The sequence below is a fragment of the Streptomyces liliifuscus genome (assembly GCF_016598615.1).
Taxonomy (GTDB): Bacteria; Actinomycetota; Actinomycetes; order Streptomycetales; family Streptomycetaceae; genus Streptomyces; species Streptomyces liliifuscus.
On record NZ_CP066831.1, the window covers coordinates 8,488,062 to 8,512,909 of the forward strand.

General features: G+C 70.7%; 22 protein-coding genes. 13 read left to right on the forward strand and 9 right to left on the reverse strand.

The window, feature by feature from the left end:
* The first annotated feature begins 33 nt into the window (after positions 1 to 33).
* The 7 genes from JEQ17_RS36625 (at position 34) to JEQ17_RS36655 (ending at position 9,250) form a co-directional block, all read left to right on the forward strand.
* On the forward strand, positions 34 to 1,491 hold the full coding sequence (locus JEQ17_RS36625) for a CitMHS family transporter (protein ID WP_200399256.1): 1,458 nt from the start codon (positions 34 to 36) through the stop codon (positions 1,489 to 1,491).
* An 88-nt stretch (positions 1,492 to 1,579) separates the two neighbouring features.
* Positions 1,580 to 2,815 carry an MFS transporter gene (locus JEQ17_RS36630; protein ID WP_200399257.1) on the forward strand — a complete coding sequence of 412 codons (1,236 nt, stop codon included), beginning with the start codon at positions 1,580 to 1,582 and terminating at the stop codon, positions 2,813 to 2,815.
* Positions 2,816 to 3,017: 202 nt separating this feature from the next.
* Entirely contained in the window at positions 3,018 to 4,364 is a 1,347-nt protein-coding gene (locus JEQ17_RS36635) for an ABC transporter ATP-binding protein (protein WP_200399258.1), read from the forward strand.
* Between the two features lie 20 nt (positions 4,365 to 4,384).
* Positions 4,385 to 4,855, forward strand: coding sequence for a DUF3574 domain-containing protein (locus tag JEQ17_RS36640; protein ID WP_200399259.1), 471 nt, complete (start codon positions 4,385 to 4,387; stop codon positions 4,853 to 4,855).
* Positions 4,856 to 5,037: 182 nt separating this feature from the next.
* On the forward strand, positions 5,038 to 6,426 hold the full coding sequence (locus JEQ17_RS36645) for an aldehyde dehydrogenase family protein (protein WP_200399260.1): 1,389 nt from the start codon (positions 5,038 to 5,040) through the stop codon (positions 6,424 to 6,426).
* 20 nt (positions 6,427 to 6,446) lie between these two features.
* Entirely contained in the window at positions 6,447 to 7,550 is a 1,104-nt protein-coding gene (locus JEQ17_RS36650) for a Zn-dependent alcohol dehydrogenase (RefSeq protein WP_200399261.1), read from the forward strand.
* 314 nt (positions 7,551 to 7,864) lie between these two features.
* On the forward strand, positions 7,865 to 9,250 hold the full coding sequence (locus JEQ17_RS36655) for an MFS transporter (RefSeq protein WP_200399262.1): 1,386 nt from the start codon (positions 7,865 to 7,867) through the stop codon (positions 9,248 to 9,250).
* 13 nt (positions 9,251 to 9,263) lie between these two features.
* On the opposite strand, the gene JEQ17_RS36660 is transcribed toward JEQ17_RS36655, so the two are convergent.
* The 3 genes from JEQ17_RS36660 to JEQ17_RS36670 all read right to left on the reverse strand — a co-directional run bounded on the left by JEQ17_RS36660 (position 9,264) and on the right by JEQ17_RS36670 (position 11,897).
* Positions 9,264 to 10,250 carry a DMT family transporter gene (locus JEQ17_RS36660; protein ID WP_200401908.1) on the reverse strand — a complete coding sequence of 329 codons (987 nt, stop codon included), beginning with the start codon at positions 10,248 to 10,250 and terminating at the stop codon, positions 9,264 to 9,266.
* A 151-nt stretch (positions 10,251 to 10,401) separates the two neighbouring features.
* Positions 10,402 to 11,136 (reverse strand): ArsR/SmtB family transcription factor, encoded by a 735-nt coding sequence (locus JEQ17_RS36665; protein ID WP_200399263.1) that lies wholly within the window; start codon positions 11,134 to 11,136, stop codon positions 10,402 to 10,404.
* A gap of 125 nt (positions 11,137 to 11,261) precedes the next feature.
* The gene (locus JEQ17_RS36670; protein ID WP_189840112.1) at positions 11,262 to 11,897 is read right to left on the reverse strand and encodes a TetR/AcrR family transcriptional regulator; all 636 of its coding nucleotides are present in this window, start codon (positions 11,895 to 11,897) and stop codon (positions 11,262 to 11,264) included.
* Positions 11,898 to 12,000: 103 nt separating this feature from the next.
* Here JEQ17_RS36670 and JEQ17_RS36675 point away from each other — a divergent pair, with 103 nt between their 5' ends.
* The 3 genes from JEQ17_RS36675 to JEQ17_RS36685 all read left to right on the forward strand — a co-directional run bounded on the left by JEQ17_RS36675 (position 12,001) and on the right by JEQ17_RS36685 (position 14,232).
* Positions 12,001 to 13,152 (forward strand): acyl-CoA dehydrogenase family protein, encoded by a 1,152-nt coding sequence (locus tag JEQ17_RS36675; protein ID WP_200399264.1) that lies wholly within the window; start codon positions 12,001 to 12,003, stop codon positions 13,150 to 13,152.
* 60 nt (positions 13,153 to 13,212) lie between these two features.
* Positions 13,213 to 13,500, forward strand: a complete 288-nt coding sequence (locus JEQ17_RS36680) for a YiaA/YiaB family inner membrane protein (protein WP_055612233.1) — start codon at positions 13,213 to 13,215, stop codon at positions 13,498 to 13,500.
* A gap of 102 nt (positions 13,501 to 13,602) precedes the next feature.
* Positions 13,603 to 14,232, forward strand: coding sequence for a TetR/AcrR family transcriptional regulator (locus JEQ17_RS36685; protein ID WP_200399265.1), 630 nt, complete (start codon positions 13,603 to 13,605; stop codon positions 14,230 to 14,232).
* 56 nt (positions 14,233 to 14,288) lie between these two features.
* Here JEQ17_RS36685 and JEQ17_RS36690 read toward each other — a convergent pair whose 3' ends face one another.
* Entirely contained in the window at positions 14,289 to 14,750 is a 462-nt protein-coding gene (locus JEQ17_RS36690; protein WP_200399266.1) for a MaoC family dehydratase, read from the reverse strand.
* A 144-nt stretch (positions 14,751 to 14,894) separates the two neighbouring features.
* On the opposite strand from JEQ17_RS36690, the gene soxR reads away from it, so the two are divergent.
* Positions 14,895 to 15,404: a redox-sensitive transcriptional activator SoxR gene (gene soxR, locus JEQ17_RS36695; RefSeq protein ID WP_325176304.1), complete on the forward strand. Its 510-nt coding sequence runs from the start codon at positions 14,895 to 14,897 to the stop codon at positions 15,402 to 15,404.
* Between the two features lie 128 nt (positions 15,405 to 15,532).
* Here the strand turns inward: soxR and JEQ17_RS36700 are convergent, their stop codons facing one another.
* On the reverse strand, positions 15,533 to 16,600 hold the full coding sequence (locus tag JEQ17_RS36700) for an RNA ligase (ATP) (protein WP_200399268.1): 1,068 nt from the start codon (positions 16,598 to 16,600) through the stop codon (positions 15,533 to 15,535).
* Positions 16,601 to 16,760: 160 nt separating this feature from the next.
* The gene (locus tag JEQ17_RS36705; RefSeq protein ID WP_200399269.1) at positions 16,761 to 17,564 is read right to left on the reverse strand and encodes a 3-keto-5-aminohexanoate cleavage protein; all 804 of its coding nucleotides are present in this window, start codon (positions 17,562 to 17,564) and stop codon (positions 16,761 to 16,763) included.
* Positions 17,565 to 17,619: 55 nt separating this feature from the next.
* Here JEQ17_RS36705 and JEQ17_RS36710 point away from each other — a divergent pair, with 55 nt between their 5' ends.
* Positions 17,620 to 18,138 carry a hypothetical protein gene (locus tag JEQ17_RS36710; RefSeq protein ID WP_200399270.1) on the forward strand — a complete coding sequence of 173 codons (519 nt, stop codon included), beginning with the start codon at positions 17,620 to 17,622 and terminating at the stop codon, positions 18,136 to 18,138.
* A 45-nt stretch (positions 18,139 to 18,183) separates the two neighbouring features.
* Here JEQ17_RS36710 and JEQ17_RS36715 read toward each other — a convergent pair whose 3' ends face one another.
* Positions 18,184 to 18,792: a hypothetical protein gene (locus JEQ17_RS36715; RefSeq protein ID WP_189840104.1), complete on the reverse strand. Its 609-nt coding sequence runs from the start codon at positions 18,790 to 18,792 to the stop codon at positions 18,184 to 18,186.
* A gap of 326 nt (positions 18,793 to 19,118) precedes the next feature.
* Here JEQ17_RS36715 and JEQ17_RS36720 point away from each other — a divergent pair, with 326 nt between their 5' ends.
* Positions 19,119 to 21,920: a penicillin acylase family protein gene (locus JEQ17_RS36720; protein ID WP_200399271.1), complete on the forward strand. Its 2,802-nt coding sequence runs from the start codon at positions 19,119 to 19,121 to the stop codon at positions 21,918 to 21,920.
* 24 nt (positions 21,921 to 21,944) lie between these two features.
* Here JEQ17_RS36720 and JEQ17_RS36725 read toward each other — a convergent pair whose 3' ends face one another.
* Positions 21,945 to 23,318, reverse strand: a complete 1,374-nt coding sequence (locus tag JEQ17_RS36725; protein ID WP_200399272.1) for a serine-threonine protein kinase — start codon at positions 23,316 to 23,318, stop codon at positions 21,945 to 21,947.
* Between the two features lie 108 nt (positions 23,319 to 23,426).
* Positions 23,427 to 24,686: an exo-beta-N-acetylmuramidase NamZ family protein gene (locus JEQ17_RS36730; protein ID WP_200399273.1), complete on the reverse strand. Its 1,260-nt coding sequence runs from the start codon at positions 24,684 to 24,686 to the stop codon at positions 23,427 to 23,429.
* Between the last annotated feature and the right edge of the window lie 162 nt (positions 24,687 to 24,848).

Here is a 24,848-nt window from a genome sequence, read left to right on the forward strand (position 1 = left end):
GGGAGTTCAAGGGCGAACGTTAGGTATCCACTCATGCTGACCATCCTCGGCTTCACCATGATCGCGACCTTCCTGGTCCTGATCATGATGAAGAAGATGTCGCCGATCGCGGCGCTCGTACTGATCCCGGCACTCTTCTGCGTGTTCGTCGGAAAGGGCGCGCATCTCGGCGACTACGTCATCGAAGGGGTGGGCACCCTCGCGCCCACCGCCGCGATGCTGATGTTCGCCATCGTGTACTTCGGCGTCATGATCGACGTCGGCCTCTTCGACCCGATCGTCCGAGGCATCCTCAAGTTCTGCAAGGCCGACCCGCTGCGCATCGTCGTCGGCACGGCCCTGCTCGCCGCGATCGTCTCCCTCGACGGCGACGGCTCGACGACCTTCATGATCACGGTCTCGGCGATGTACCCGCTCTACAAACGCCTCAAGATGAGCCTCGTCGTGATGACCGGCGTCGCCGCCACCGCCAACGGCGTCATGAACACGCTGCCCTGGGGCGGCCCCACCGCCCGCGCCGCCACCGCGCTCAAGCTCGACGCCGGCGACATCTTCGTCCCGATGATCCCGGCGCTCGCCGTCGGCCTGGTCGCCGTGATCGCCCTCTCGTACGTCCTCGGCCTCCGCGAGCGCAAGCGCCTCGGCGTGCTGAGCCTGGCCGACGTGCTGACGGACGAGAAGCAGCTGGTCGAGGAGCCCGAGACCGAGACCGTGCTCGTCGGCGCCGGTGCCACCGCCGCCGGCGGCCCGGGCGACGGCAAGGTGCGCATGACCAAGACCACCGGCGGCGCGGGCTCCGGCACCGACGCCACCGACGACGACAGCGACGGCGAGGAGGACGACGTCCGCCTCCAGGGCCTCGACCCGAACCGCCCGACGCTGCGTCCCAAGCTGTACTGGTTCAACGCACTGCTCACGGCGACGCTCCTGACCGCCATGATCATGGAACTGCTGCCGATCCCGGTCCTGTTCGTGCTCGCCGCCGCGCTCGCCCTCACGGTCAACTTCCCGCACATCCCCGACCAGAAGGCCCGCCTCGCCGCCCACGCCGACAACGTCCTCAACGTCTCCGGCATGGTCTTCGCCGCCGCCGTCTTCACCGGCGTCCTCCAGGGCACCGGCATGGTCGACTCCATGGCCAACTGGCTCGTCGACGGCATCCCCGACGGCATGGGCCCGCACATGGCCCTCGTCACCGGCGTCCTCAGCCTCCCGCTCACCTACTTCATGTCGAACGACGGCTTCTACTTCGGCGTCCTGCCGGTCCTCGCCGAGGCGGGCGCGGCCCACGGGGTCTCCCCGCTGGAGATCGCCCGCGCCTCGCTCGTCGGCCAGCCGCTCCACATGTCGAGCCCGCTCGTCCCGGCCGTGTACGTCCTGGTCGGCATGGCCAAGGTCGAGTTCGGCGACCACACCAAGTTCGTCGTCAAGTGGGCCGCCCTCACCTCCCTCGTGGTCCTCGGCGCCGGAATCCTGTTCGGCATCATCTGAGCCCCGGCTCCCGGGAGTCCGGCCCCGGCCGGACCCACCCCGTTCGTCCGATCCCGTTCGTCCGATCCGTCCAACGGAGGGTGTCACTGTGAGGCCCGGTGGGAACCGCGGCTGGCTGCTCCGCCTCGTCATCGCCTTCAGCTTCGCGCAGGGGGCGGTGTCGATGGCACGGCCCGCCGTCTCCTACCGGGCCCTCGCACTGGGCGCCGACGAGCGGGCGATCGGCGTGATCGCGGGCGTCTACGCACTGCTGCCCCTGTTCGCCGCCGTACCGCTCGGACGCAGGACCGACCACGGCCGGTGCGCCCCGCTGCTCCCGGTCGGCGTCGTCCTCATAGCCGGGGGCTGCGCCCTCAGCGGTACGGCGAACTCCCTTGCCGCGATGGCGGCCTGGAGCGGGGTGATGGGCCTCGGACACCTCTCCTTCGTGATCGGCGCCCAGTCGATCGTGGCCCGCCAGTCCGCACCGCGGGACCAGGACCGCAACTTCGGCCACTTCACCATCGGCGCCTCGCTCGGCCAGCTGGTCGGACCGATCGCCGCGGGCGCCCTGATCGGCGGCCCCGACATGGCGGGCACCAGCGCCCTCGCCCTGCTGGTCGCGGGCGCCGTCGCCGCGGTCTCGTTCGTCTCGCTGTGGCGCATAGAGCACCGCGACCGGCCCAAGTCCCGTACCGGACGCGGCGATCGGGTCCCCGTGCACCGCATACTGCGCACCCGGGGCGTACCCGCGGGCATCTTCATCAGCCTCGCCGTGCTGTCCGCGACGGACATCCTCACCGCGTATCTGCCGGTGGTCGGCGAACACCGGGGTATCGCGCCCTCCGTGATCGGCCTGCTGCTCAGCCTGCGCGCGGCGGCGACCATAGCCTGCCGCCTGGTCATGACGCCCATGCTGCGGCTCCTCGGCAGGGCCGCGCTGCTCAGCACGACCTGTCTGCTGGGGGCCCTCCTGTGCGCCGGGATCGCGCTGCCCGTGCCGGTCTGGGGCCTCGCCGTGATCCTCGCCCTGCTCGGCTTCTGCCTGGGCGTCGGCCAGCCCCTGTCCATGACCACGGTCGTCCAGGCCGCCCCGGACGACGCCCGCTCCACCGCCCTCGCCCTGCGCCTGACCGGCAACCGGCTCGGCCAGGTCGCCGCGCCCGCCACCGCGGGCCTGGTCGCCGGAGTCGCCGGTGTGGCAGCGCCGTTCGTGATGCTCGGAGCGCTGCTGCTGATCGCCTCGGGGCTCGGGCTGCGACAGGGACGTACGGGAGCCGCCGGTCCCGAGCCCGCGGAACGTAGGGGACGTACGCCATCCGCACCGGAGCCCGAGAGACACTGAACAGACCTCATTCGCACCGGAGTTGGCCCCGACGCCCCTGTTTCACGAGAGGGCCCTCCACAAGGCCCGCCCGATTCCGCCGCAAGTCTTCCCCGGGATGTGTGCGGTCCGTTAGCTTCCGTGACTCATAGGTCTCGTACGACCCGCGAGACCTCCGATCGCGGAGCAACAGCGCCCTGTGAGCCCCCGGGGGTCACGTCCCATGTCACGCGCCATCTCCCTTCGACAGGTCAGCAAGTCCTACACCCGTGGTGTCTCTGTGGTGGAGAGGTTGTCGCTCGACGTCGCACCCGGAGAGTTCCTGGTGCTCCTCGGGCCGTCCGGCTGCGGCAAGTCGACCGTGCTGAGGATGATCGCCGGACTCACGGACCCCACCGAGGGACAGATACGGCTCGACGGCGTGTACGCCAACCATCTGGAGCCCGCCGACCGGGACATGGCGATGATCTTCCAGAACTTCGCGCTCTACCCGACCATGAACGGCCGCGAGAACATCGGCTTCCCACTGCGCATCGAGAGCCCCGGCCAGGACCCGCGCTCGCGCGTCGACGCCACGGCCAAGATGCTCGGCATCGAGGACCTCCTCGACCGCTTCCCCCACCAGCTCTCCGGCGGCGAACGCCAGCGCGTCGCGATGGGCCGGGCGATCGCACGACACCCCTCCGCCTTCCTGATGGACGAACCCCTCGCCAACCTGGACGCCAAGCTCCGCAACCGGCTGCGCGCCGAAATCGCCCGCCTCACCAGGGGGTTGGGCGTCACCACGGTGTACGTCACCCACGACCAGGCGGAGGCGATGTCCCTCGGCGACCGGGTCGCCGTCCTGCGCGGCGGAGTCCTCCAGCAGGTCGGCACCCCGCGCACGGTCTACGCGCTGCCCGAGAACGTCTTCGTCGCCGCCTTCATCGGCACCCCGCGCATCAGCCTCCTGCGAGGCATCGTCCTCGCCCCCCTCGACGGCGCCATGTCGATCGGCCTCGGCCGCCAGGCCCTCGTCCTGCCCGAACCCCTGTGCCTGGACCACCGGTTGCTCCGGGTCCACCAGGGCCACGAGGTCATCGTGGGCCTGCGCTCCGAGGCCGTACGCATCGCCAAGCCGGCGGAGGCCAGGCCCGGCGAGGTGGCGATCAGCGGGCTCGTCGAGCACGTGGAGTTCCAGGGGCACGAGGTCCTCGTCCACTTCAACACCGGCTCCCAGCCGGCCTTCGTACCCGACCTGGAGGCACCACGCCCCGTGCCCCGGCCGCCGCGCCGCCGCCGTCCCGTGGGAGGCGTCCTCGGCCGCCTGAGGGACCGGGCGGGCGCGCTGCGGGCCGGACCCGTCGTCGTCCTGGAGGACCCCGGGGACGCCGGGCAGGACGGGACCGAACTGCCGCCTCCCGACGGCCGGTTGCCCGGAGACCTCATCGTCCGTACGACACCCGACCACGAACTCCACCACGGCATGCAGGTCCCCCTCCTCGTGGACCTCGCCCATCTGTTCGTCTTCGACCACGAAGGCGTACGGATCTCCCCGGCCCCGGCGCGCCTGCCCGACCTGGAGGACTGAGGCCCGCTAGGTATGCGTTCATGATCATGAATGCCACGCGTACCCGCCTCGCCGTCGCGACGGCCTCCGCCCTCCTCTTCGCCGGCGCCCCGGCCGCGTACGCCACACTCGCCGACGCCGAGACCCGGCCGACGACTCCGACGGCTCCGACGATCAGAGGCGCCGCGTACGTCGAGACCCGTCTCTTCTTCGGCACCGAGCGGCCCGACGGAGGCCCGGCCGTCACCGACGGGCAGTTCATGGACTTCGTCGACCGGCAGGTCACCCCCGCCTTCCCGGACGGGCTCACCGTGCAGGACGGCCGCGGGCAGTGGCGCGACAGGAACGGCGTCATCGAGCGTGAGCGGTCCTACGAGCTGATCCTGCTGTATCCCGTGGGGCGGGCGAAGGCGGCCGACCCCGGGATCGAGCGGATCCGGGACGTGTACGAGAGGGAGTTCGGCCAGGAGTCCGTGGCCCGGCTGGACGAACCGACACGCGCGGACTTCTGAGGCTCCAGGGCCCGAGCTCCCGTGGGGCCCTCGAAGTGCTCCCCCGCGAGCCTTGTGATCGTCCTGGGACCCTCTGGTACGTCCTGGGACCCCTGGTGCCCAAAAACTAACACCGCTAGTTTGGGGTCTCGGACGACGGCTAGGTTGGGCGGCGGAGACGACGCCCCTCCCGGGAGGAACGCATGAAGGCACACGACGGCATGTACATCGACGGCGAGTGGCGCCCGGCCGCCGGGACGGACACGATCGCCGTCGTGAACCCGGCCGACGAGCAGGTCATCGCCCATGTCCCGGCGGGCACCGCCGACGACGTGGACGCCGCCGTACGAGCCGCGCGCGGAGCTCTGCCGGCCTGGGCCGCCACGCCGCCCGCCGAGCGAGCCGCGCGGATCGGAGCCCTCCGGGACGTCCTCGTCGCCCGCAAGGAGGAGATCGCCGGGACGGTGACCGCCGAACTCGGCTCCCCGCTGAAGCTCTCGCAGGCCGTGCACGTCGGAGCGCCCATCGCGGTCGCCGGTTCGTACGCCGAACTGGCCGCCTCGTACGCCTTCGAGGAGAAGGTCGGCAACTCGACCGTCCACCTGGAACCCGTCGGCGTGGTCGGCGCGATCACCCCCTGGAACTACCCGCTGCACCAGATCGTCGCCAAGGTCGCCCCGGCCCTCGCGGCCGGCTGCACGGTCGTGCTGAAGCCCGCCGAGGACACCCCGCTGACCGCGCAGCTCTTCGCGGAGGCCGTCCACGAAGCGGGCCTCCCGGCCGGGGTCTTCAACCTCGTCACCGGGCTCGGCCCGGTCGCGGGCCAGGCCCTCGCCGGGCACGAGGGCGTGGACCTGGTCTCCTTCACCGGCTCGACGGCCGTCGGCAGGCAGATCGGTGCGACCGCGGGCGCGGCCGTCAAGCGGGTCGCCCTGGAACTCGGCGGCAAGTCCGCCAACGTCATCCTGCCGAGCGCCGACCTCGCCAAGGCGGTCAACGTCGGCGTGGCCAACGTGATGTCCAACTCCGGCCAGACGTGCAGCGCCTGGACCCGCATGCTGGTCCACGACTCCCAGTACGAGGAGGCGGTCGAGCTGGCGGCGGAGGCGGCCGCGAAGTACGGAGAGCGCATGGGCCCCGTGGTCAACGCCAAGCAGCAGCAGCGCGTGCTGGGTTACATCGAGAAGGGCGTCGCCGAGGGTGCGCGACTGGTGGCAGGCGGACCCGAAGCCCCGCGCGATCAGGGCTACTTCGTCAGCCCGACCGTCTTCGCGGACGTGACCCCGGAGATGGCGATCGCCCAGGAGGAGATCTTCGGCCCGGTCCTCTCGATCCTCCGGTACGAGGACGAGGCCGACGCGCTGCGGATCGCGAACGGCACGGTGTACGGGCTGGCGGGGGCCGTGTGGGCCGGCGAGGTGACGGAGGCCGTGGCCTTCGCTCGACAACTCGACACCGGACAGGTGGACATCAACGGCGGACGCTTCAACCCCCTTGCCCCCTTCGGCGGTTACAAGCAGTCGGGGGTCGGCCGGGAGCTGGGCTCGCACGGTCTGTCCGAGTACCTCCAGACCAAGTCCCTGCAGTTCTAGCTCCAGGAGAGGTGTACGACATGGCTAGTGCGACGCACACGGTTCGCGCCGCGGTCCTGCCCGCCGTCGGTTCTCCCTTGGAGATCACCGAGATCGACCTGCCGGAGCTGCCGGGGCCCGGGCAGGTCAGGGTCCGGCTGGCCGCGGCCGGGGTCTGCCACTCCGACCTCTCCCTGTCCGACGGCACCATGCGGGTGCCGGTGCCCGCCGTGCTCGGCCATGAGGGGGCGGGGACCGTCGTCTCCGTCGGACCCGGGGTCACGCACGTCGCGCCCGGAGACGGAGTGGTCCTCAACTGGGCTCCCTCCTGCGGAAGTTGCCACGCCTGCTCGCTGGGCGAGGTGTGGCTGTGCGCCAACGCTCTGGCGGGGGCCGGGGAGGTGTACGCGCGGCGTTCCTCCGACGGGGCCGAGCTGTATCCCGGGCTGAACGTCGCCGCGTTCGCCGAGGAGACGGTGGTGGCGGGCGCCTGCGTGCTCCCGGCGCCGGCCGGGATTCCCCTGACGGACGCGGCGCTGCTCGGCTGCGCCGTGCTCACCGGGTACGGGGCCGTCCACTACTCGGCGCGGGTCCGGTCCGGGGAGACCGTCGCGGTGTTCGGGGTCGGCGGGGTCGGTCTCGCGGCGATCCAGGCCGCGCGGATCGCGGGCGCGTCGGTGATCGTGGCGGTGGATGTGTCGCCCGAGAAGGAGTCCCTGGCGCGGGCCGCCGGGGCGACGGAGTACGTCGTCGCGTCCGACACCACCGCGCGGGAGATCCGTGGGCTCACGGGCAAGCAGGGGGTTGATGTGGCGGTGGAGTGCGTTGGGCGTGCCGTCACGATTCGGGCGGCGTGGGAGTCCACTCGGCGTGGCGGCCGTACGACTGTCGTCGGCATCGGGGGCAAGGACCAGCAGGTGTCCTTCAACGCCCTTGAACTCTTCCACTGGGGTCGTACGCTGTCCGGCTGCGTCTACGGCAACTCGGATCCGGCCCGTGACCTGCCGCTCCTGGCCGAGCATGTCCGTGCGGGGCGCTTGGACCTGGGCTCCCTGGTGACCGAACGGATCGCCCTGGAGGGCATCCCGTCGGCCTTCGAGAACATGCTGGCGGGGAAGGGGGGTCGGGCGGTGGTGGTGTTCTAGGGGCCGCAACCTTTCCTCGCCCCCGCCGCCCCTGCCCATTCCCGTCCCTTTCGGGGGCCAGCCCCCGAACCCCCGCTCCTCAAACGCCGGAGAGGCTGAAATGCCCAGGGGCGCGGGGAACTGCGCGACCAGCCACAGCCGGGCCCGCACCCGAAATCGCACCTGCCGGGGTCTGGGGCGGAGCCCCAGGGGACGGGAATGGGCAGGGGCGGCGGGGGCGAGAGAAAACCAATCCCGGCGCACCCGTTGACCTACATACCGTCCGGTCAGTACGTTGCCGCGAACGTCCCCGCACCCACCGGAGTGTGCACCGCATGGACACCGCTCCTCCCACCCTCCCCACCACAACCACCCCCGCACAAGACACCAGAAACCGCCGCAAGGTGGCAACGGCCGCAGCCCTCGCCTCAGCAGTCGAGTGGTACGACTACTTCGTCTTCGGCATAGCGGCAGCCCTCGTCCTCGGAGACCTGTACTTCCCCGCAGGCAGCTCCTCCGCAGGAGTCCTCGCCTCGTTCGCGACGTTCGCGGTCGGCTTCCTCGCCCGCCCCTTCGGCGGAGTGATCGCGGGCCAACTCGGCGACAAACGAGGCCGCAAGCCCATGCTGGTCCTGGCCCTGACCCTGATGGGCGTGGCCACGACGGGCATCGGCCTCCTCCCCACGTACGAGACGATCGGCATAGCCGCCCCGGTCCTCCTTGTCACGCTCCGCGTCATGCAGGGCATCGCCGTCGGCGCACAGTGGGGCGGCGCGATGCTCCTCGCCACCGAGTACGCCCCGGAGGGCAAGCGGGGCATCTACGGCAGCTTCGTCCAACTCGGCGTCCCCATCGGCGTGGTGACCGCCAACTCGGTCTTCCTCCTCGCCGGTGCGTTCACCAGCGAGTCGGCGTTCGCCGCGTGGGGATGGCGGCTCCCGTTCCTGGTCGGCCTGCTGGTCCTCGTACTCGCCTGGTACATCCACAAGCACGTCGAGGAGACCCCGGAGTTCCGGGCGGCCGAACGGGCCCTGGCGGAGAAGGAGAAGGAAGAGAAGGGGCAGACAGCGGACAAGGGAGCGGGAACAGGCGACGGAAAGCGAGGCGACGGCGCGCGGAACTCCCCACTGCGTACCATCCTCCGCGGCCACCTCGGCACGGTCTTCCTCGCGGGCGGCTCCTTCGCCGTGAACACCGCGACCTTCTACATCCTGATCACCGGCGTCCTCGACTACACGACCCGCGAACTCGACATGGACCGCGGTGCCGTCCTCACGGTCTCCCTCTGTGTGAGCCTCACCCAGCTCGTCCTGATCCCCGCGTCCGCAGCGCTCTCCGACCGCATCGGCCGCATTCGGATCTACGGCCTCGGCGCGGCCGGCATCGCCCTGTGGGCCGTACCGATGTTCCTGCTGATCGACACGGGCTCGCTGCTGTGGCTGGCGGTCGGCACATTCGTCGGCAGCTGTTTCCTCAGCATCATGTACGGACCCCAAGCCGCCCTGTTCGCCGAGCTGTTCACCCCCGAGATGCGGTACACGGGCGCCTCGCTCGGCTATCAGATCGCGGCAGTTCTCGGCGGCGGACTCGCGCCCTTCGTGATGGTGCTCCTGCTGGAGACGACGGGTACGTCGATGTCGGTGGCCGCGTACATCATCGGGCTCGCCGTGATCGCGCTCGGATCGATCAAGGTCCTTGCGGACAGGGCCGGTTCACGGTGAGAGGCCGGGCCGCCTAGGCCTGCTCGCGCTGCGGCTCCGGACTCGTCTCCGGGGCCGCGGCGACCGGCCCGCCGACAGCGGCGGCATCCCCAACCTCCGCTGCGGCGACGGCCGTTCGCGGGCGCGACCGCGACACCGCCACCCCCGCCAGACACACCAGTCCGCCGACGAGCGTGATCCAGCCCGGCACCTCGTCGAGCGCCACCCAGGACATCAGCACCACCAGCGCGGGCACCGCGTAGGTCGTGGCGCCCATCTTCCCGGCCGTAGTACGGGCCAGCGCGAACGCCCAGGTGGTGAACGCGAGGGCGGTCGGGAAGACGCCCAGATACAGCATGTTGAGAGTCGCGGACAGCGGGGCGTCGGCGGCATCGGACACCAGCTGCCCCGCGAACGGCAGACAGGCGACCGCCCCGATCGCACAGCCGAACGTCGTCACCTGGAGCGCGGAACCGTGCCGCAGGGCCGGCTTCTGGGCGACCACACCGCCCGCGTACGCCACCGCGGCGAGCAGACAGAGCAGCACGCCGAGCACGGAGGCGCTGCCCTCGCCCGACATCGACAGACCGACGACCGCCGCTCCCGCGAACGACACGGCCATCCCGGCGAGCAGCCGCGGCGGCAGCCCTTCCTTGAGCAGCCACCCCGCGAGCAGCGCCATGATCAGCGGGCCGACGTTCACCACGAGGGCGGCGGTGCCCGCGTCGACCTTCTGCTCACCCCAGTTGAGCACCACCATGTAGAGCCCGAACCAGAGCAGCCCGGACACCACGATCCCCGGCCAGGCGGCGCGCGGCGGGAACCCCTCCCGGCGTATCAGACAGATCACGCCGAGGACGAGCACCCCGGCGAGCAGCCGGCCGAGCGCCAGCGCACCGGGTGCGTACGCCTCGCCCGCACTCCGGATGGACACGAACGCGGAGGCCCACAACAGCACGGTGATCGTCGCGGCTCCGGCCGCGAGCAGTTCTGTGCGGCGGGCGGACAGGAGAGGCTTCATCACTTTCCAGAGGCTAGGTGGGGTTGGAGGAAAGGGCTCGCGGTTTTTGGACGGGGCGTTGTGCTCCGCTGGTGGCGTTGTCCGTCTGCGGGGCGGTGGGGGCTGGGCGCGCAGTTCCCCGCGCCCCTTGTGGGGCGCCTTGAGGGGCGGGTCAGCGGAGAGTCTCGGGTTGGATTCCCAGTAGTTCCGCCAGGGCCCGTTCGCCCTCGGTCGTGACCTTTACCGCTCGCTCCGAGCCGATGCGTACGCACCAGCCCGTGTCCAGGGCGTGTCGGCAGAGGGCGGCTCCCGCGACGCCGGCGAGGTGGGGGCGTCGTTCCGTCCAGTCCAGGCAGGCCCGAGCGAGGGGACGCCGCCCGGTGTGTACGAGGGGGACGCCGAGACCGTCGAACCAGCGCACCCCTTCGTCGGTGAGCGCGAACCCCGTGTCCTGCCGGAGCAGTCCGAGCCGGGTCAGCCCGTCGGTGACGGCGATGCCGAGACGGCCGGCCAGGTGGTCGTAGCAGGTGCGCCCCCGGGCCATCGCGCTGCCCGCGCCGGCCTCACGCAGGGTGCGCGGTCGTACGGCGGCCGTCGGCGAGACCTGGGCGGCGAGGTCCTCGACGAGCTGGGCTACCCGGGCGTCCGCCAGCCGTACGTACCGGTGCCGCCCCTGCCGCTCCTCGGCGAGCAGCCCGCCCGCGACGAGCTTGCCCAGATGCTCGCTGGCCGTCGAAGCGGCGACCCCCGCATGCCGGGCCAGCTCCCCGGCGGTCCACGCCCGCCCGTCGAGCAGCGCCAGCAGAAATCCGGCCCGCGTCTCGTCGGCCACCAGAGAGGCGAGGGCGGCGAGCCCGGCGGCCCCGGCGCGCGCACTGCTCGTACGGCCGGTACGTGAGGAGGTCATGCACTCAGGATGCGCGACGCATGGTTCGGCGACCGCCGAAGGGTGGGGAGCTGGGGCGCAGCCCCGCTCTAGGGGCGCGGGGAACTGCGCGACCAGCCCCCACCGGCCCGCAGAAACACAAAGGCCTACCCACGCAGCCCCTCGAACTGCAGCGCCAACCCGTCCAGCAACGCCCTGAGCCCCGTCTCGAAGGCCCGCTCGTCGATCTTCTCCTGCTGTTCGGCGAGGAGATGCGCCTGCCCGAGATGCGGATAGTCGGCGGGATCGTACGCGGTCTCGTCGTCCACGAAACCCCCGGCGAACGACCCCAGCGCGGAGCCCATCACGAAGTACCGCATCAGCGCGCCGATGGACGTGGCCTGCGCCGGCGGCCACCCCGCCTCGACCATCGCGCCGAAGACGGCGTCGGCGAGCCGCAGTCCGGCCGGGCGGCGGCCGGGGCCGCGGGCCAGGACCGGGACGATGTTCGGGTGGTCGCGCAGGGCGGCCCGGTAGGAGACGGCCCAGTCGTGCAGCGCGGTGCGCCAGTCGCGCCCGTCCTCGAACATCGACAGGTCGACCTGCGCGCTCACGGAGTCCGCGACCGCCTCCAGGATCTGGTCCTTGGTCCGGAAGTGGTTGTAGAGGGACGGGCCGCTGACACCCAGTTCGGCGGCGAGCCGGCGCGTCGAGACGGCGGCCAGGCCCTCGGCGTCCACCAGCGTCCGGGCCGCCCCGACGATCCGGTCGGTGCTGAGGAGGGGCTTGCGCGGTCTGGCCATGGCGCACATAGTAGGGCTGCGAACCAGAAACTAGCAGTGCTAATTTAATGCTGCAGCAGTCACGCCGCGGCCGTCACGTGGCCTTCGACCGGGAGGACTCGTCATGAACCTGGGGCTCAGCGAGGAGCAGACCGCCGTCCGACGGCTCGCCAGGGACTTCGTCGACCGGGAGATCGCCCCGCACGTCGTCGCCTGGGACCGGGCGGAGGAGGTCGACCGCTCGATCGTGAAGAAGCTCGGCGACGTCGGGTTCCTGGGCCTCACCGTCGACGAGGAGTACGGCGGATCCGGCGGTGACCACCTCGCGTACTGCCTGGTGACGGAGGAACTGGGCCGGGGCGACTCCTCGGTCCGCGGCATCGTCTCGGTCTCCCTCGGCCTCGTCGCCAAGACCATCGCGTCCTGGGGGAGCGAGGAGCAGAAGCGGCAGTGGCTGCCGGGGCTCACCTCGGGCGCGTACGTCGGCTGCTTCGGCCTCACCGAACCGGGCACCGGCTCCGACGCGGGCAACCTCTCGACAAGGGCGGTGCGCGACGGCGACGACTACGTGATCAGCGGCAGCAAGATGTTCATCACCAACGGCACCTGGGCGGACGTCGTGCTGCTCTTCGCCCGCTCGACCGACGCCCCCGGCCACAAGGGCGTCTCCGCCTTCCTCGTACCCACCGACACCCCCGGGCTGACCCGCCGTACCGTCCACGGAAAGCTCGGGCTGCGCGGCCAGGCCACCGCCGAGCTGACACTTGAGGACGTCCGCGTGCCCGCCTCGACGATGCTCGGACCCGAGGGCAAGGGCTTCTCCATCGCCATGTCCGCGCTGGCCAAGGGCCGGATGTCCGTCGCGGCCGGCTGCGTCGGCATCGCCCAGGCCGCGCTGGACGCCGCCGTGACGTACGCGACCGAGCGCGAGCAGTTCGGGAAGACCATCGCTCACCACCAGCTCGTCCAGGAACTGCTCAGCGACATCGCCGTGGACGTCGACGCGGCCCGGCTGCTCACCTGGCGGGTCGCCGATCTCGTCGACCGGGGTGAGCCGTTCGCCACCGAGTCCTCCAAGGCCAAGCTCTTCGCCTCGGAGGCCGCCGTGCGCGCCGCGAACAACGCCCTCCAGGTCTTCGGCGGCTATGGCTACATCGACGAGTACCCGGTCGGCAAGCTGCTGCGCGACGCCCGCGTGATGACCCTCTACGAGGGCACCAGTCAGATCCAGAAACTGGTCATCGGCCGTGCGCTGACAGGGATTTCGGCCTTCTGAGTATGCGTCTGAGTACGCGAGCGGATGTGGTTCCGGCCGCGTCGGCCGACCCTGGTGCGCATGAGTGAGACACCGGTCAAGCAGCAGAACACCGCCGCCTTCTACGGCCAGGCGGTCCTATCGTTCGGCGTCGCCGTCGTCGCCACCACCATCGGCATCTTCAAACTGGAGGCCGACACCTGGGTGCGCGCCTTCCTGGGGATCGCCGTCCTCTACCTCGTCACGTCCGCCTTCACCCTCGCCAAGGTGATCCGCGACCGTCAGGAGGCCGGGCAGATCGTCAGCCGGGTCGACCAGGCCCGTCTGGAGAAGCTCCTCGCCGCACACGACCCCTTCGAGAAGCTGTGAAGCGCTGAGCGGGATTTCCACGCCTCTGATCGGGCACTCTAAGCGCCCGCTCAGTATCGGAGGTATGGTGTTCGTTCTGCCAGTGGAAGGGGCGAACCAGCGATGAGTACGGCGGAGGAGACGGCCGGTGCGGAGATGCCGCCGTGGGCCGAGGTCACCCCGGACGCGGCCCGGCGGCTGCTCGTCGCCGCCGTGGAGGCCTTCGCCGAGCGCGGGTACCACGCGACGACGACCCGTGACATCGCGGGCCGGGCGGGGATGAGCCCGGCCGCGCTCTACATCCACTACAAGACCAAGGAAGAACTGCTCCACCGGATCAGCAGGATCGGCCACGAGAAGGCCCTGGAGATCCTGCGGACGGCGGCGCAGGGCGAGGGCAGCGCCGCCGAGCGCCTGGCGGACGCTGTGAGCTCCTTCGTCCGCTGGCACGCCGGGGGGCGCACCACCGCCCGGGTCGTGCAGTACGAACTGGACTCGCTCGGCCCGGACGCCCGGGCCGAGATCATCGCCCTGCGCCGCCAGGTCGACGCCGAGGTCCGCGGCATCATCCAGGACGGCGTGGCGGCGGGCGACTTCGACGTCCCCGACATCCCGGGCACCACCCTCGCGGTCCTCTCCCTCTGCATCGACGTGGCCCGCTGGTTCAACGTCAACGGCACGAGGACCCCGGAAGAGGTGGGCACCCTTTACGCGGACCTGGTCCTGAGGATGGTCGGGGCCGAGCCCCGTTAGGGGCGCGGGGAGCTGCGCGACCAGCTACAACGGACCCGCAGCCAACACGCGACCGGTCAGAAGTAGTACCGAGACACCGACTCAGCCGCACAAACCGGCTTGTCGCCCCCCTCGCGCTCCACGGTGAAGCCCACGGACACCTGCACCCCGCCCGGCACCTCATCCACACCGGTGATCTTCGCCGTCGCGCGCAGCCGCGACCCCACCGGCACGGGAGCGGGAAAACGAACCTTGTTCGTCCCGTAGTTGACGCCCATCTTCACCCCCTCGACCTTGATCAGCTGAGGCCCGAACAGCGGCAGCAGCGACAACGTCAGATACCCGTGGGCAATGGTCGTCCCAAAGGGACCCGCCGCCGCCTTCTCGGGGTCCACGTGAATCCACTGGTGATCCCCAGTCGCGTCGGCGAACAGATCGATCCGCTTCTGGTCGACCTCCAGCCAGTCGCTGTACCCCAACTGCTCACCCACCGCCGCCTTGAGTTCGTCGGCGGACGTGAAGATCCTCGGCTCTGCCATGTCCCTGGCCTCCCGCGTAGCAATGTCTAAGCAACTGCTTAGCATGGTAGGGCGAGGGTCCCCTGTCAACGGACCGGAAGCGTGACGCATGAACGACGAGGAGGGCGGGCGAGCCGGGTCGACGGCATGGGTAGGCTTCGAGGGGTGCCCCAGATTCCCGAGAAGATCCACGAACTCACGGTCGGCCAGCTGTCGGCCCGCAGCGGCGCCGCCGTCTCGGCCCTGCACTTCTACGAGTCCAAGGGCCTGATCAGCAGCCGCCGCACCACAGGCAATCAGCGCCGCTACCATCGCGACGCGCTGCGCCGGGTCGCGTTCGTGCGGGCCGCGCAGCGCGTCGGCATCCCGCTGGCCACCATCCGCGACGCGCTCGCCGAGCTGCCCGAGGAGCGCACCCCGACGCGCGAGGACTGGGCCCGCCTCTCGGAGGCGTGGCGGTCCGAACTCGACGAGCGCATCAAGCAGTTGGGCCGCCTGCGCGACCATCTCACGGACTGCATCGGCTGTGGCTGTCTCTCGCTGGAGACCTGCGTCCTGTCCAACCCCGACGACGTCTTCGGCGAACGGCAGAGCGGCTCGCGCCTGATGGTGGAACGCCAGGGCGCGAGGAAGCAGCGCGAACAGCCGCAGAAGGAGCCCGGGGACTGCGGCTGAGGCAGCCCCCGGGCTCCTGGAACCCGGGCTCCTGGCCCCCTGGCCCCCTGGCACCCTGGCCCCCAGGCCCTCGGGTTCCTGGGCTCCCGGGGTCTGAGGCCCGGGCTCGTCAGACCCCGGGCCCCTCCTCACTCGTACTCCGTGCCGCCCTTGCGCGTCAGGTACGCCGGGCTGACCGCCTTCGCGACGGCCCTGCCGCCCGTCACCGGGCTGTACCGCTCGGTGGCGGGCCTGATCACGACACCCTCACGCAAGTGCAGCCCCCGCCCGGACACCGTCTCTCGCCCGGAGGCGAACTCCAGGACGCGGTCGATGTCGTACGGACCCTCGTAGAGCCGTGGCACGAGCGGCAGTTCACCCGTGAGCAGCTCCGTCGCGTCCAGCCAGCGGACCTCGCCGTCGATCTCGGCCGATACGTCGAACACCGCGTACCCGAGCGTCTCGCGGCGGCCGTCGGCGCCGTAGGTGAGGTCCTGTACGCCCGCTCCGTACACCTCGCCGAAGACGCCGACCCGGCGTGCCCCGAGCCGTTCGGCGAGCCGGGCCGCGGCCGCGGTGATGCCGTGGCCGTGAACCGCGCGCCAGTACAGGTTGCGCGGGTCCTCCGTCAGGGCCAGGTACTTGGCGCCGAAGCCCTTCGAGGAGACCTGGGCGCGGCCGTCCTCCGCGAAGTACGTGAGCAGGCAGGCCGAGCCGTGCAGCTTCTCGGTCAGGACCACGTCCTCGCCCGGGGCGAAGATGTCCGGGTAACGCTGGATGTTCTCGATGTCGACCCAGGGCAGCAGATCGGGGGCCGACTCGACCTCGCCGTCCATCGTGGGCGGTATCGGCGGCACCCACTTGGTGATGCCGAGCCGCTCCGCGAAGTCCGTGCCGTCCGCCGCGGCCCTGGCGAGGTCGACGCCGGCCAGCGCGCTCGGCCGGCAGACGATCCCCTGCGACAACTCGCCGCGCAGCCGCACCGCCTTCACGCGGTCCGACCTGCTTCCCGCGAGGCGTCCGGTCAGCCCCAGCTCCTCGATCAGCTCCTCAGGCAGCACGGACTGCTCGGGGATGTAGACGGCGGTCTCGCCGGTGCGGTACACGCCCTTGGCGACGACTGCTCGGTACAGGCCGACCTGGGCCAGTTCGAGGGCGTCGGCGTTCGGATGTTCGTGGACGGTCAGCACTTCGGCGGTGACGCGCAGCGTCGACATAGTGGGGCTCCTCGGGATTCTCAGACCGGTTTCATCGCCTCCAACTGTCCGTACGGGAAAGGGGTGGAGCGAGGGGTTTTGGGGCTGGTATGCGTTCTGCCCGGCCGGGTGGTGACCTGCGGGCCCGGGTGGGGGCTGGTCGCGCAGTTCCCCGCGCCCCTTATGGGGCTCGGCGCCGCGCTCTCTCGTACTGGGCCAGACCCTCCGTCACCAACTCCGCGTTGGACAGCGCCCGTTGACCGTTCGGCAGGAACAGCGTGTCCTCCAGGCCTATTCGCGTCGCCAGTCCGAGGCGTCCGGCGAGCCGGAGGACCGGCCAGGTGCCGCCCTCCTCGCCGTGGAGCAGGACGGGACGGCCGTGAGGGGTGGCCCGCGGGCCCGGTGGGGGCTGGTCGCGCAGTTCCCCGCGCCCCTCGCGGGGCGGGGTGACGGGGCCCATTCCCAGTGCGGCCAAGAGCTCCCGGGCCGAGTCCTCCGCCGTGTCCGGGTTCGGGTCCGTTACCTCCGCCAGGACTCGCAGGACCCGTGGGGCGAGGGGTGATGCCGCGAACCGTGTGGCCCCGTCCGTGCCGGACCAGATGCCTGCCTCCACGGCCACTCCCCGTTCCAGGAGTGCGGCGGCCACCTGTTCGGCGCCCGGCTCGTGCCAGTTGACCGAGGCGTGGTCGGGCAGGGCGGTCCACTCGTGGACGCGGGCGACCCGGGCCGCGGGGTCGGGCTCGGCCCAGGCGCCGGTGGTCACGCCGACGGGGACGCCGACCCGTGAACGTATTTCCTCCAGCGTCGCCGCAACCGCTTTCGGCGACAGTGTGTCCTCTCCACAGGGGGACTTGGGATGTACATGGATGTCCGACGCCCCGGCCGCGACGGCCTCCGCCGCGGAGTCGGCCATCGCGCCCGGCGACAACGGCACGACAGCGCCGTCACCGGACCCGCGTCCCCCGTTCACACACACCTGCACCATGCCCCCGATGGTGCCAGGCGCCACTGACAACCGGAGAACGAAGGAGGAACGGGCGATGAGCCTGGCCATCTGTTCGCTCAAGTGGGAAGCCGCGCACACGGGGGCGCAGACCATCACGTACGACAGCGACGGGTACCACCTCGTGCGCTTCCCGTACGTCACGGGGGAGGAGCAGTACGACCCCTGGAACATGCACGACCCGGCGAAGGGCGGCGACAGCGCGTCGACGTTCCCCGACGCCCGCTCGGGCCTGATCTGGCCCAGCCACGACGGCTGGGGCGTACTGTGCGCGATGGTCTTCTGGGAGGCGGACGCCAAAGGACTGGAGTACCGGGCGCGCTACGTCCGGGACCCGCTGAACCTCTCGACGGGCTACAACTCCACGGCCACGACCGACATCGCACCCACCCGGGGCGGCCAGTACCGCACCTACATGTGGCAGATGTTCGTCCACCCTCAGACGCCGCTCGGCCTGAAGATCTCCGTGCGCGGCGCGGGGGACGTGAAGGTCTCCACACCGCTGATGCTCGCCGAGTTCAAACTCGCCATCCACACCGACGTCAAGACTCCGTAGCCAATCGCCCGGGGGTGCGGTTCCGCCGACGCACCCCCGGCACGCCTAGCTCGCCACCGACACCAATAGACGCCCTCTTCTGGCTTCTGCCAGGGCCTCGGGCGTGAGAACCGGCCGCGGGACGACGATCCCGCAGGCCGTGCAGACCGGGCCCGTGGACGGCTCGTGGGCCAGGTCGTACTTCCAGGTGAGGCGCTCGCCCGAGCAGACCGGGCAGACGGTGCCCGGCTCGCGCTCCAGGGCGGCGATCAGCCGGCGCAGCACCTCGGCCATCGGCTCATGGGGGTGGACCCGCGGGTCGTCGCACCAGGCGACCCCGAAGCCGCCCCAGGTGAGCCGGTGCCAGTCGTCCACGCTGCCGGGGCTGCGCAGACCGTCGTGCTTCTCCTTCTTGCGGCGCTGTGCGAACTCGACCTCGTAGGCGAGCCATACGGAGCGCGCCTCCTCCAGTTCGTCCAGTGCGGCCACGAGCCGCGCTGGATCGGGGGACCGGTCCTCGGGGCCGAACCCGGCCCGGGAGCACAGATGGTCCCAGGTCGCCCGGTGACCGTAAGGAGCGAACCTCTCAAGGCACTTGCGCAGTGAATAGCGCCGCAGTGCCAGATCGCTCCTCGGGTCGCGCACCTGTCTCGCCAGACTCCGAAAGCCGGCCATCGCCCTGCACCTCCGTCACACCTGCACCTGTACTTCGGTCACTTCGGCGTCGTCGAAAGGACGTCGCCGAATAGACGTATCGACACGCGATTCGGCTCCATCTGTTTTTCGGCGACCGGTAAAAAGCCGCCAATCGGGCGATTTCGGACCGCCCATCAGACGGTTCTCGGCCGTCCACCGTCTGCTTCTCGCCGTCGGCCGCTGCGGCCGACGGTGCGTCGGGGGATCCGTCGACCCCTCCGGCGCCAAAAGTGACGCATGTTCATCTTCAAACGCGGGGATACCGGCGGTAACGTCCGGCTCACCCCCGTCGCGAGGAGCCAGCCATGCCCCGGCGTACCCCACGCACCATCCTCGACAGACAGAGAACTCCCCGCAGATTCACCAAGTTCCTCAAGGGCGCATCCATATGCGCACTCGTTGCCGGTCTTTTGTCACCGCTTTCCCAGACGGCCGCCGCGCAGCCCGTCTCGGCGCCGGCCGCGGCAGCCGCGAACGACTACTGCGGCGGCCGGTGTTCGGACATCCTCCCGGCGGGCCAGAACGGCAACGCGACCCTGGCCCAGATCCTTCTGAACCAGGCCTTCGGCACCCAGCCCGCGCACGCGGACGACCAGCTCGCGCCCTACGGCAACCTCGCGTCGGGCTACACCGGACTCACCGACGCCAAGATCAACGACTTCTTCAGGGACGCCTCCTTCGGGGTCCCCGCCGACCAGGTCGAGTCGACCCTGAAGCCCGCCGGGCGCACCGACGTCACGATCGTCCGCGACAAGAAGACCGGTGTGCCACACATCACAGGCACCACGCGTTACGGCACGGAGTTCGGCGCCGGGTACGCGGCCGCCCAGGACCGGCTGTGGCTGATGGACGTCTTCCGGCACGTCGGACGCGGCAAGCTGACCCCCTTCGCGGGCGGCGCGCCCTCCAACCAGGGCCTTGAGCAGGAATTCTGGCGCCACGCCCCCTACACCGAGGCCGATCTCCAGGCGCAGATCGACAACGCCGTCGCCACGAACGGCGCCCGCGGCCAGCAGGCCCTCGCCGACGTCAAGGCCTACATCGCCGGCATCAACGCCTACATCGACGCCTCCGACAGCGGCCGCTACTTCCCCGGCGAGTACGTCCTCACCGGCCACAAGGACTCGATCACCAACGCCGGGACCATCGAGCACTTCAAGGAGACCGACCTGGTCGCCCTGGCCTCCGTCATCGGCGCGCTCTTCGGCTCCGGAGGCGGCGGCGAGGTCAACAACGCCATCTCGCTCCTCGCCGCCCAGTCCAAGTACGGCGTGGAGGAGGGCACTAAGGTCTGGGAGTCCTTCCGCGAGCGCAACGACCCCGAGGCCGTGCTCACCGTCCACAACGGCGAGAGCTTCCCGTACGCCACCAAGCCGGCCGACCCCCAGGGCGAGGCCCTGCCCGCCGCGGGCTCGGTGGCCCAGGAGCCGCTGGTCTACGACCGTACGGGCAGCGCGGCCACCGCCACGGCGACCGGGACGTCCACCGCGGCGACGGCGAGCGCCCTCGGCTCGGCCAGGCGCGGCATGTCCAACGCTCTCGTGGTGAGCGGCAAGCACACCGCGAGCGGCAACCCGATCGCCGTCTTCGGACCGCAGACCGGCTATTTCGCGCCACAGCTGCTGATGCTCCAGGAGATCCAGGGCCCCGGCCTCAGCGCGCGCGGCGCCTCCTTCGCGGGCCTGAGCATGTACGTCGAACTGGGCCGCGGCCAGGACTACGCGTGGAGCGCCACGACCTCCGGCCAGGACATCATCGACACCTACGCGGTCGAGCTGTGCCAGGACGACACCCACTACCTCTACCGCGGCACCTGCACGGCCATGGACAAGGTCGAGCAGACCAACGCCTGGAAGCCCACCACCGCCGACGGCACCGCGGCCGGCTCGTACCGCATGCAGGTCTGGCGCACCAAGTACGGCCCGGTGACACACCGCGCCACGGTCGACGGCAAACGGGTCGCGTACACCACCCTGCGCTCCTCCTACATGCACGAGGCCGACTCGATCATCGGCTTCCAGATGCTCAACGACCCCGACTACGTGAAGAGTCCCCAGACCTTCCAGTCGGCGGTGCAGCACATCAACTACACGTTCAACTGGTTCTACGCCGACTCGCAGCACACCGCGTACTACAACAGCGGTGACAACCCGGTCCGCGCAGGCGGTGTCGACGCAGAGTTCCCGGTCTGGGCGCAGCCCGCGTACGAGTGGAAGAACTGGACGCCGACGACGAACACCGCCGACTACACCCCGGCGTCCGCCCACCCCAACTCCATCGACCAGGACTACTACATCTCCTGGAACAACAAACAGGCCAAGGACTACACCACGGCTCCCTGGGGCAACGGCTCCGTCCATCGCGGCAACCTCCTGGAGGACCGGGTGAAGAAACTGGTCACCGCGGGCGGGGTGACCAGGGCCTCGCTCACCAAGGCGATGGCCGACGCGGCGCTGGCCGACCTGCGCGCCGAGGACGTACTGCCGAAGCTGCTGAAGGTGGTCAACAGTTCGCCGGTCACCGACTCGGCGGCCGCGGCGGCCGTGACGAAGCTGTCCGACTGGGTGACGGCCGGCGCCAAGCGCAAGGAGACCTCGGCCGGTTCGAAGGCGTACGCCAACGCCGAGGCGATCCGCATCCTGGACGCCTGGTGGCCGCTCCTGGTGAAGGCCGAGTTCGAGCCCGGCCTCGGCAGCGACCTCTACACCGCCATGACGAACAACCTCCCCGTGGACGAACCCCCGTCGGCCGGACACGGGCCCACCGGCTCGCACGCCGGAAGCTCCTTCCAGTACGGCTGGTGGAGCTACGTCCACAAGGACATCCGGGCGGTGCTCGGCGAGACCGTGGAAGGCGGCCTGGCCAAGCCGTACTGCGGCGGCGGCAGCCTCGGCGCCTGCCGGACCATCCTGATCAACACCCTCAAGGAGGCCGCGGCGAAGACCGCCGCCCAGGTCTACCCGGGCGACGACCTCTGCTCGGCCGGCGACCAGTGGTGCGCCGACTCGGTCAACCAGCGCACGCTGGGCGGCATCAAGCACAACAAGATCAGCTGGCAGAACCGGCCCACCTACCAGCAGGTCGTGGAGTTCGCCTCACACCGGTGACGACAGGCACCAGCCGGCGGCGGGTCACTTGACACGGCCCGCCGCCAGCACCACCTGCGCCAACTCCCGGTGACAGATGTCGCTGTGGGCCCCCGCCGGGGCTCCGCCGCGCTTCACCACCGCGGACGCGTCGATGTTCACACACCCCGACACGGGCAGCTTCGCCCGCAGCGCGTCGGCGAGCTTGAACGCCTTCGTGCCCGCCACCGCCTGCACCCCGTCGAACCCCAACGCCCCCCACTTGCTGCCGAGAAGACGCGGAAGCCGCAGGTCGACGGCGGAGTTGCTGTCGCCCGCCATCCGGGAGGCCATCGGGTAGATCGTCCCGAGCGCCGAGTCGAAGCGCGAGAAACAGCAGACCAACGGGCCGTCCACACGGTCCTGTTGACCGTGCAGGACGCCCTTGCCCCGCGCGTCGTGCGGCAGCCGGGCCGCGAACGCGTAGTGGGAGAAGGCCGCTTGGAGCAGCGTCACCGACTTCACGTTCCGCACGCCCCTGGGCAGCCCGCGCAGCGCGAACGACACCAGGCGCCCGCCGAAGCTGTGCCCCACGAGATGCACCCGCAGCCCGGGCGCCACCTGCGCGAGCCGCCCGACCAGCGGACCGAGCCCGCGCTCACCGACCGTGCCCGCGCGCCGCTTCATGGCGAAGTACGTCGCCTGCCGCAGCAGTTCATGCGCGCCGTCCCAGACCCGGGGGAGTCCGAACGACGCCTGGACTCCCTCGGCCCCGGCACCGGCCCCGGTTCCGGCCCCGACTCCGACCGCGAGTTCGCCGTCGGCGCCCGCCCGTTCCTCCGCCAGCGTCCGTGCGAACTCCCGGCACATCTCCGCCGTGTCCCCGAGGAACATCTCCGGGTCGCACTGCGGCCCGGCCTCCGCCACGGTGTCCGCGGCGAACGCGGTCCCGGGCGCCTCGGGATGCAGCTCGACCAGCAGCCGTACGAGCCGCCCGTACTCCTCCAACGCCGCTTCCTCGTCCGGCTGTTGGTCGAGCATCCGGGCGATCTGGTCGACCAGGGTGGCCCGGCCCGGGAAGACCTCCAGCAGACCGCCGCGGGTGCCCTTGTCCAGAGCGGGCCCCACGGTCGCCGCCGTCACCGCCCGCTCGAAGTCGGGGATCGGCTCGTCCGAGAACCGCATCGACGGCCACACCACGCCCACGAACCCGAGCCGGGCGTTCGGCACCAGCCCGGGGAACGGTTCGAAGAACCGGCTGTAGAGCCGTGTGGCCCCCGACCGGTCGCTGTTCCAGCCGTGCGCGAACACGATCAGATCCTTGACGCCCCGCTCCGACGCCTCCTTCAGCAGCCGGTCGCGCTGCCCCGCGTTCACATCCCCGTCCGCGTCGAACGTCAGCTCCCAGTAGGGAGTCACACCCACTTCCGGCTCCGCCATGACGAGCCTCCTTCGGCCCCCGTAACCCGCTCATATGCGGGCATCGTCCCGCCGCGGAGGGGAGTTGGCCATACGTCACGTGCGGTCCGACCGGCCCGAACTCATGTCTCAGCGATAGAGGAGGTACTTTCCGCGCATCCGTCGGAAGGCCGCCAGCTCGCCCTGCCAGGCCGCCACGACCTCGTCGGCACCCGCACCCGCGTCGATCATCGTGCGGACCTGCGTGGACCCCGTCAGCTTGTCGATCCAGTTGTCCGGGCGCCAGGCGAACCCGCTCCACACCTTCTTGGCGGTCACCAGCAGCGCGATCCCGGTGCGTACGGGGTCGTACGCGGCCCGGTCGTGGACATGGATCTGTACGCCCCCGACGGTCTTCCCCTGGAACTTGGAGAAGGTCGGCGCGAAGTACGCCTCCCTGAAGTGCACACCGGGCAGCCCGAGTCGACCCACCTCGGCGGCCCACCGCCGGTCGATGCCCTCCGCACCGAGCAGCTCGAACGGACGGGTCGTGCCGCGCCCCTCCGACAGATTCGTCCCTTCGAAGAGACACGTTCCCGAGTACACGAGCGCGGTGTCCGGCGTCGGCATGTTGGGGCTCGGCGGCACCCAGGGGAGGCCGGAGGCGTCGTAGAAGTCGGACCGCTTCCAGCCCGACATCAGCACGGTGTCCAGCGGAACCGGTGCCGCGAGGAACTCCTTGTTGAACAGCCGCGCCAGCTCCGCCACCGTCATCCCGTGCGCCTGCGCGATCGGCTCCCGGCCCACGAAGGTCGCGAACTCCTTGTGCAGCACGGGCCCCTGTGCGCTCCGGCCGGTCACCGGGTTCGGCCGGTCGAGCACCACGAAACGCTTCCCGGCGAGCCGGGCCGCCTCCATGCAGTCGTACAGCGTCCAGATGTACGTGTAGAAGCGGGCGCCCGCGTCCTGGATGTCGAAGACGACGGTGTCCACGCCGGAGGCCGTGAAGATGTCGGCCAGCGGCTGCCCGCTCTTCAGATACGTGTCGTAGACCGGGAGGCCGGTCGCCGGGTCGTCGTAGCGGCCCTCGGAGCCGCCGGCCTGGGCGGTGCCGCGGAAGCCGTGCTCGGGGCCGAAGACGGCCACCAGGTTCACCCGGTCGTCCGCGTGCATGACGTCGACGATGTGGCGGACGTCCCTGGTGATACCGGTCGGGTTGGTGACGATCCCTACGCGCTCGCCTTCGAGGAGTGCGTAGCCGTCCGCGGCGAGACGCTCGAAGCCGGTTCGTAGGCGGCGGGCACCCCTTTGTTCCCGTGGTTCCTGGGCGGCCGCGGCGGGCGGGTTCGCCGAGAACGCCGCCGCGGCGGTTGTCGCGGCGAGGAGACTTCGTCTGGACAGGCGGCGCATGTGGTGACCTCCGTTGTTCGCGGAAGGCTGGCAGGAGCACGCTAAGCGCTTCCGCCTGTTGTTCGTAAGCTGCGGGTCGAGTGTGGCTTGTCGCGCAGTTCCCAGCGCCCCTCACGGGGCGCGCCCGACCTTCCCTCTTTACATACCGACTGGTTAGTCTGG

Bases quoted from the DNA above. Each gene is read 5' to 3' on its own strand.
- JEQ17_RS36700 (WP_200399268.1), bottom strand. From the start codon at position 16,600: ATGTCGACGCTGCGCGTCACCGCCGAAGTGCTGACCGTCCACGAACAT.
- JEQ17_RS36660 (WP_200401908.1), bottom strand. From the start codon at position 10,250: ATGAAGCCTCTCCTGTCCGCCCGCCGCACAGAACTGCTCGCGGCCGGA.
- JEQ17_RS36670 (WP_189840112.1), bottom strand. From the start codon at position 11,897: ATGGCCAGACCGCGCAAGCCCCTCCTCAGCACCGACCGGATCGTCGGG.
- JEQ17_RS36675 (WP_200399264.1), top strand. From the start codon at position 12,001: ATGAACCTGGGGCTCAGCGAGGAGCAGACCGCCGTCCGACGGCTCGCC.
- JEQ17_RS36640 (WP_200399259.1), top strand. From the start codon at position 4,385: ATGATCATGAATGCCACGCGTACCCGCCTCGCCGTCGCGACGGCCTCC.
- JEQ17_RS36625 (WP_200399256.1), top strand. From the start codon at position 34: ATGCTGACCATCCTCGGCTTCACCATGATCGCGACCTTCCTGGTCCTG.
- JEQ17_RS36635 (WP_200399258.1), top strand. From the start codon at position 3,018: ATGTCACGCGCCATCTCCCTTCGACAGGTCAGCAAGTCCTACACCCGT.
- JEQ17_RS36685 (WP_200399265.1), top strand. From the start codon at position 13,603: ATGAGTACGGCGGAGGAGACGGCCGGTGCGGAGATGCCGCCGTGGGCC.
- JEQ17_RS36645 (WP_200399260.1), top strand. From the start codon at position 5,038: ATGAAGGCACACGACGGCATGTACATCGACGGCGAGTGGCGCCCGGCC.
- JEQ17_RS36715 (WP_189840104.1), bottom strand. From the start codon at position 18,792: ATGGCCGGCTTTCGGAGTCTGGCGAGACAGGTGCGCGACCCGAGGAGC.
- JEQ17_RS36705 (WP_200399269.1), bottom strand. From the start codon at position 17,564: ATGGTGCAGGTGTGTGTGAACGGGGGACGCGGGTCCGGTGACGGCGCT.
- JEQ17_RS36720 (WP_200399271.1), top strand. From the start codon at position 19,119: ATGCCCCGGCGTACCCCACGCACCATCCTCGACAGACAGAGAACTCCC.
- JEQ17_RS36655 (WP_200399262.1), top strand. From the start codon at position 7,865: ATGGACACCGCTCCTCCCACCCTCCCCACCACAACCACCCCCGCACAA.
- JEQ17_RS36650 (WP_200399261.1), top strand. From the start codon at position 6,447: ATGGCTAGTGCGACGCACACGGTTCGCGCCGCGGTCCTGCCCGCCGTC.
- JEQ17_RS36710 (WP_200399270.1), top strand. From the start codon at position 17,620: ATGAGCCTGGCCATCTGTTCGCTCAAGTGGGAAGCCGCGCACACGGGG.
- JEQ17_RS36690 (WP_200399266.1), bottom strand. From the start codon at position 14,750: ATGGCAGAGCCGAGGATCTTCACGTCCGCCGACGAACTCAAGGCGGCG.
- JEQ17_RS36725 (WP_200399272.1), bottom strand. From the start codon at position 23,318: ATGGCGGAGCCGGAAGTGGGTGTGACTCCCTACTGGGAGCTGACGTTC.
- JEQ17_RS36665 (WP_200399263.1), bottom strand. From the start codon at position 11,136: ATGACCTCCTCACGTACCGGCCGTACGAGCAGTGCGCGCGCCGGGGCC.
- JEQ17_RS36680 (WP_055612233.1), top strand. From the start codon at position 13,213: ATGAGTGAGACACCGGTCAAGCAGCAGAACACCGCCGCCTTCTACGGC.
- JEQ17_RS36730 (WP_200399273.1), bottom strand. From the start codon at position 24,686: ATGCGCCGCCTGTCCAGACGAAGTCTCCTCGCCGCGACAACCGCCGCG.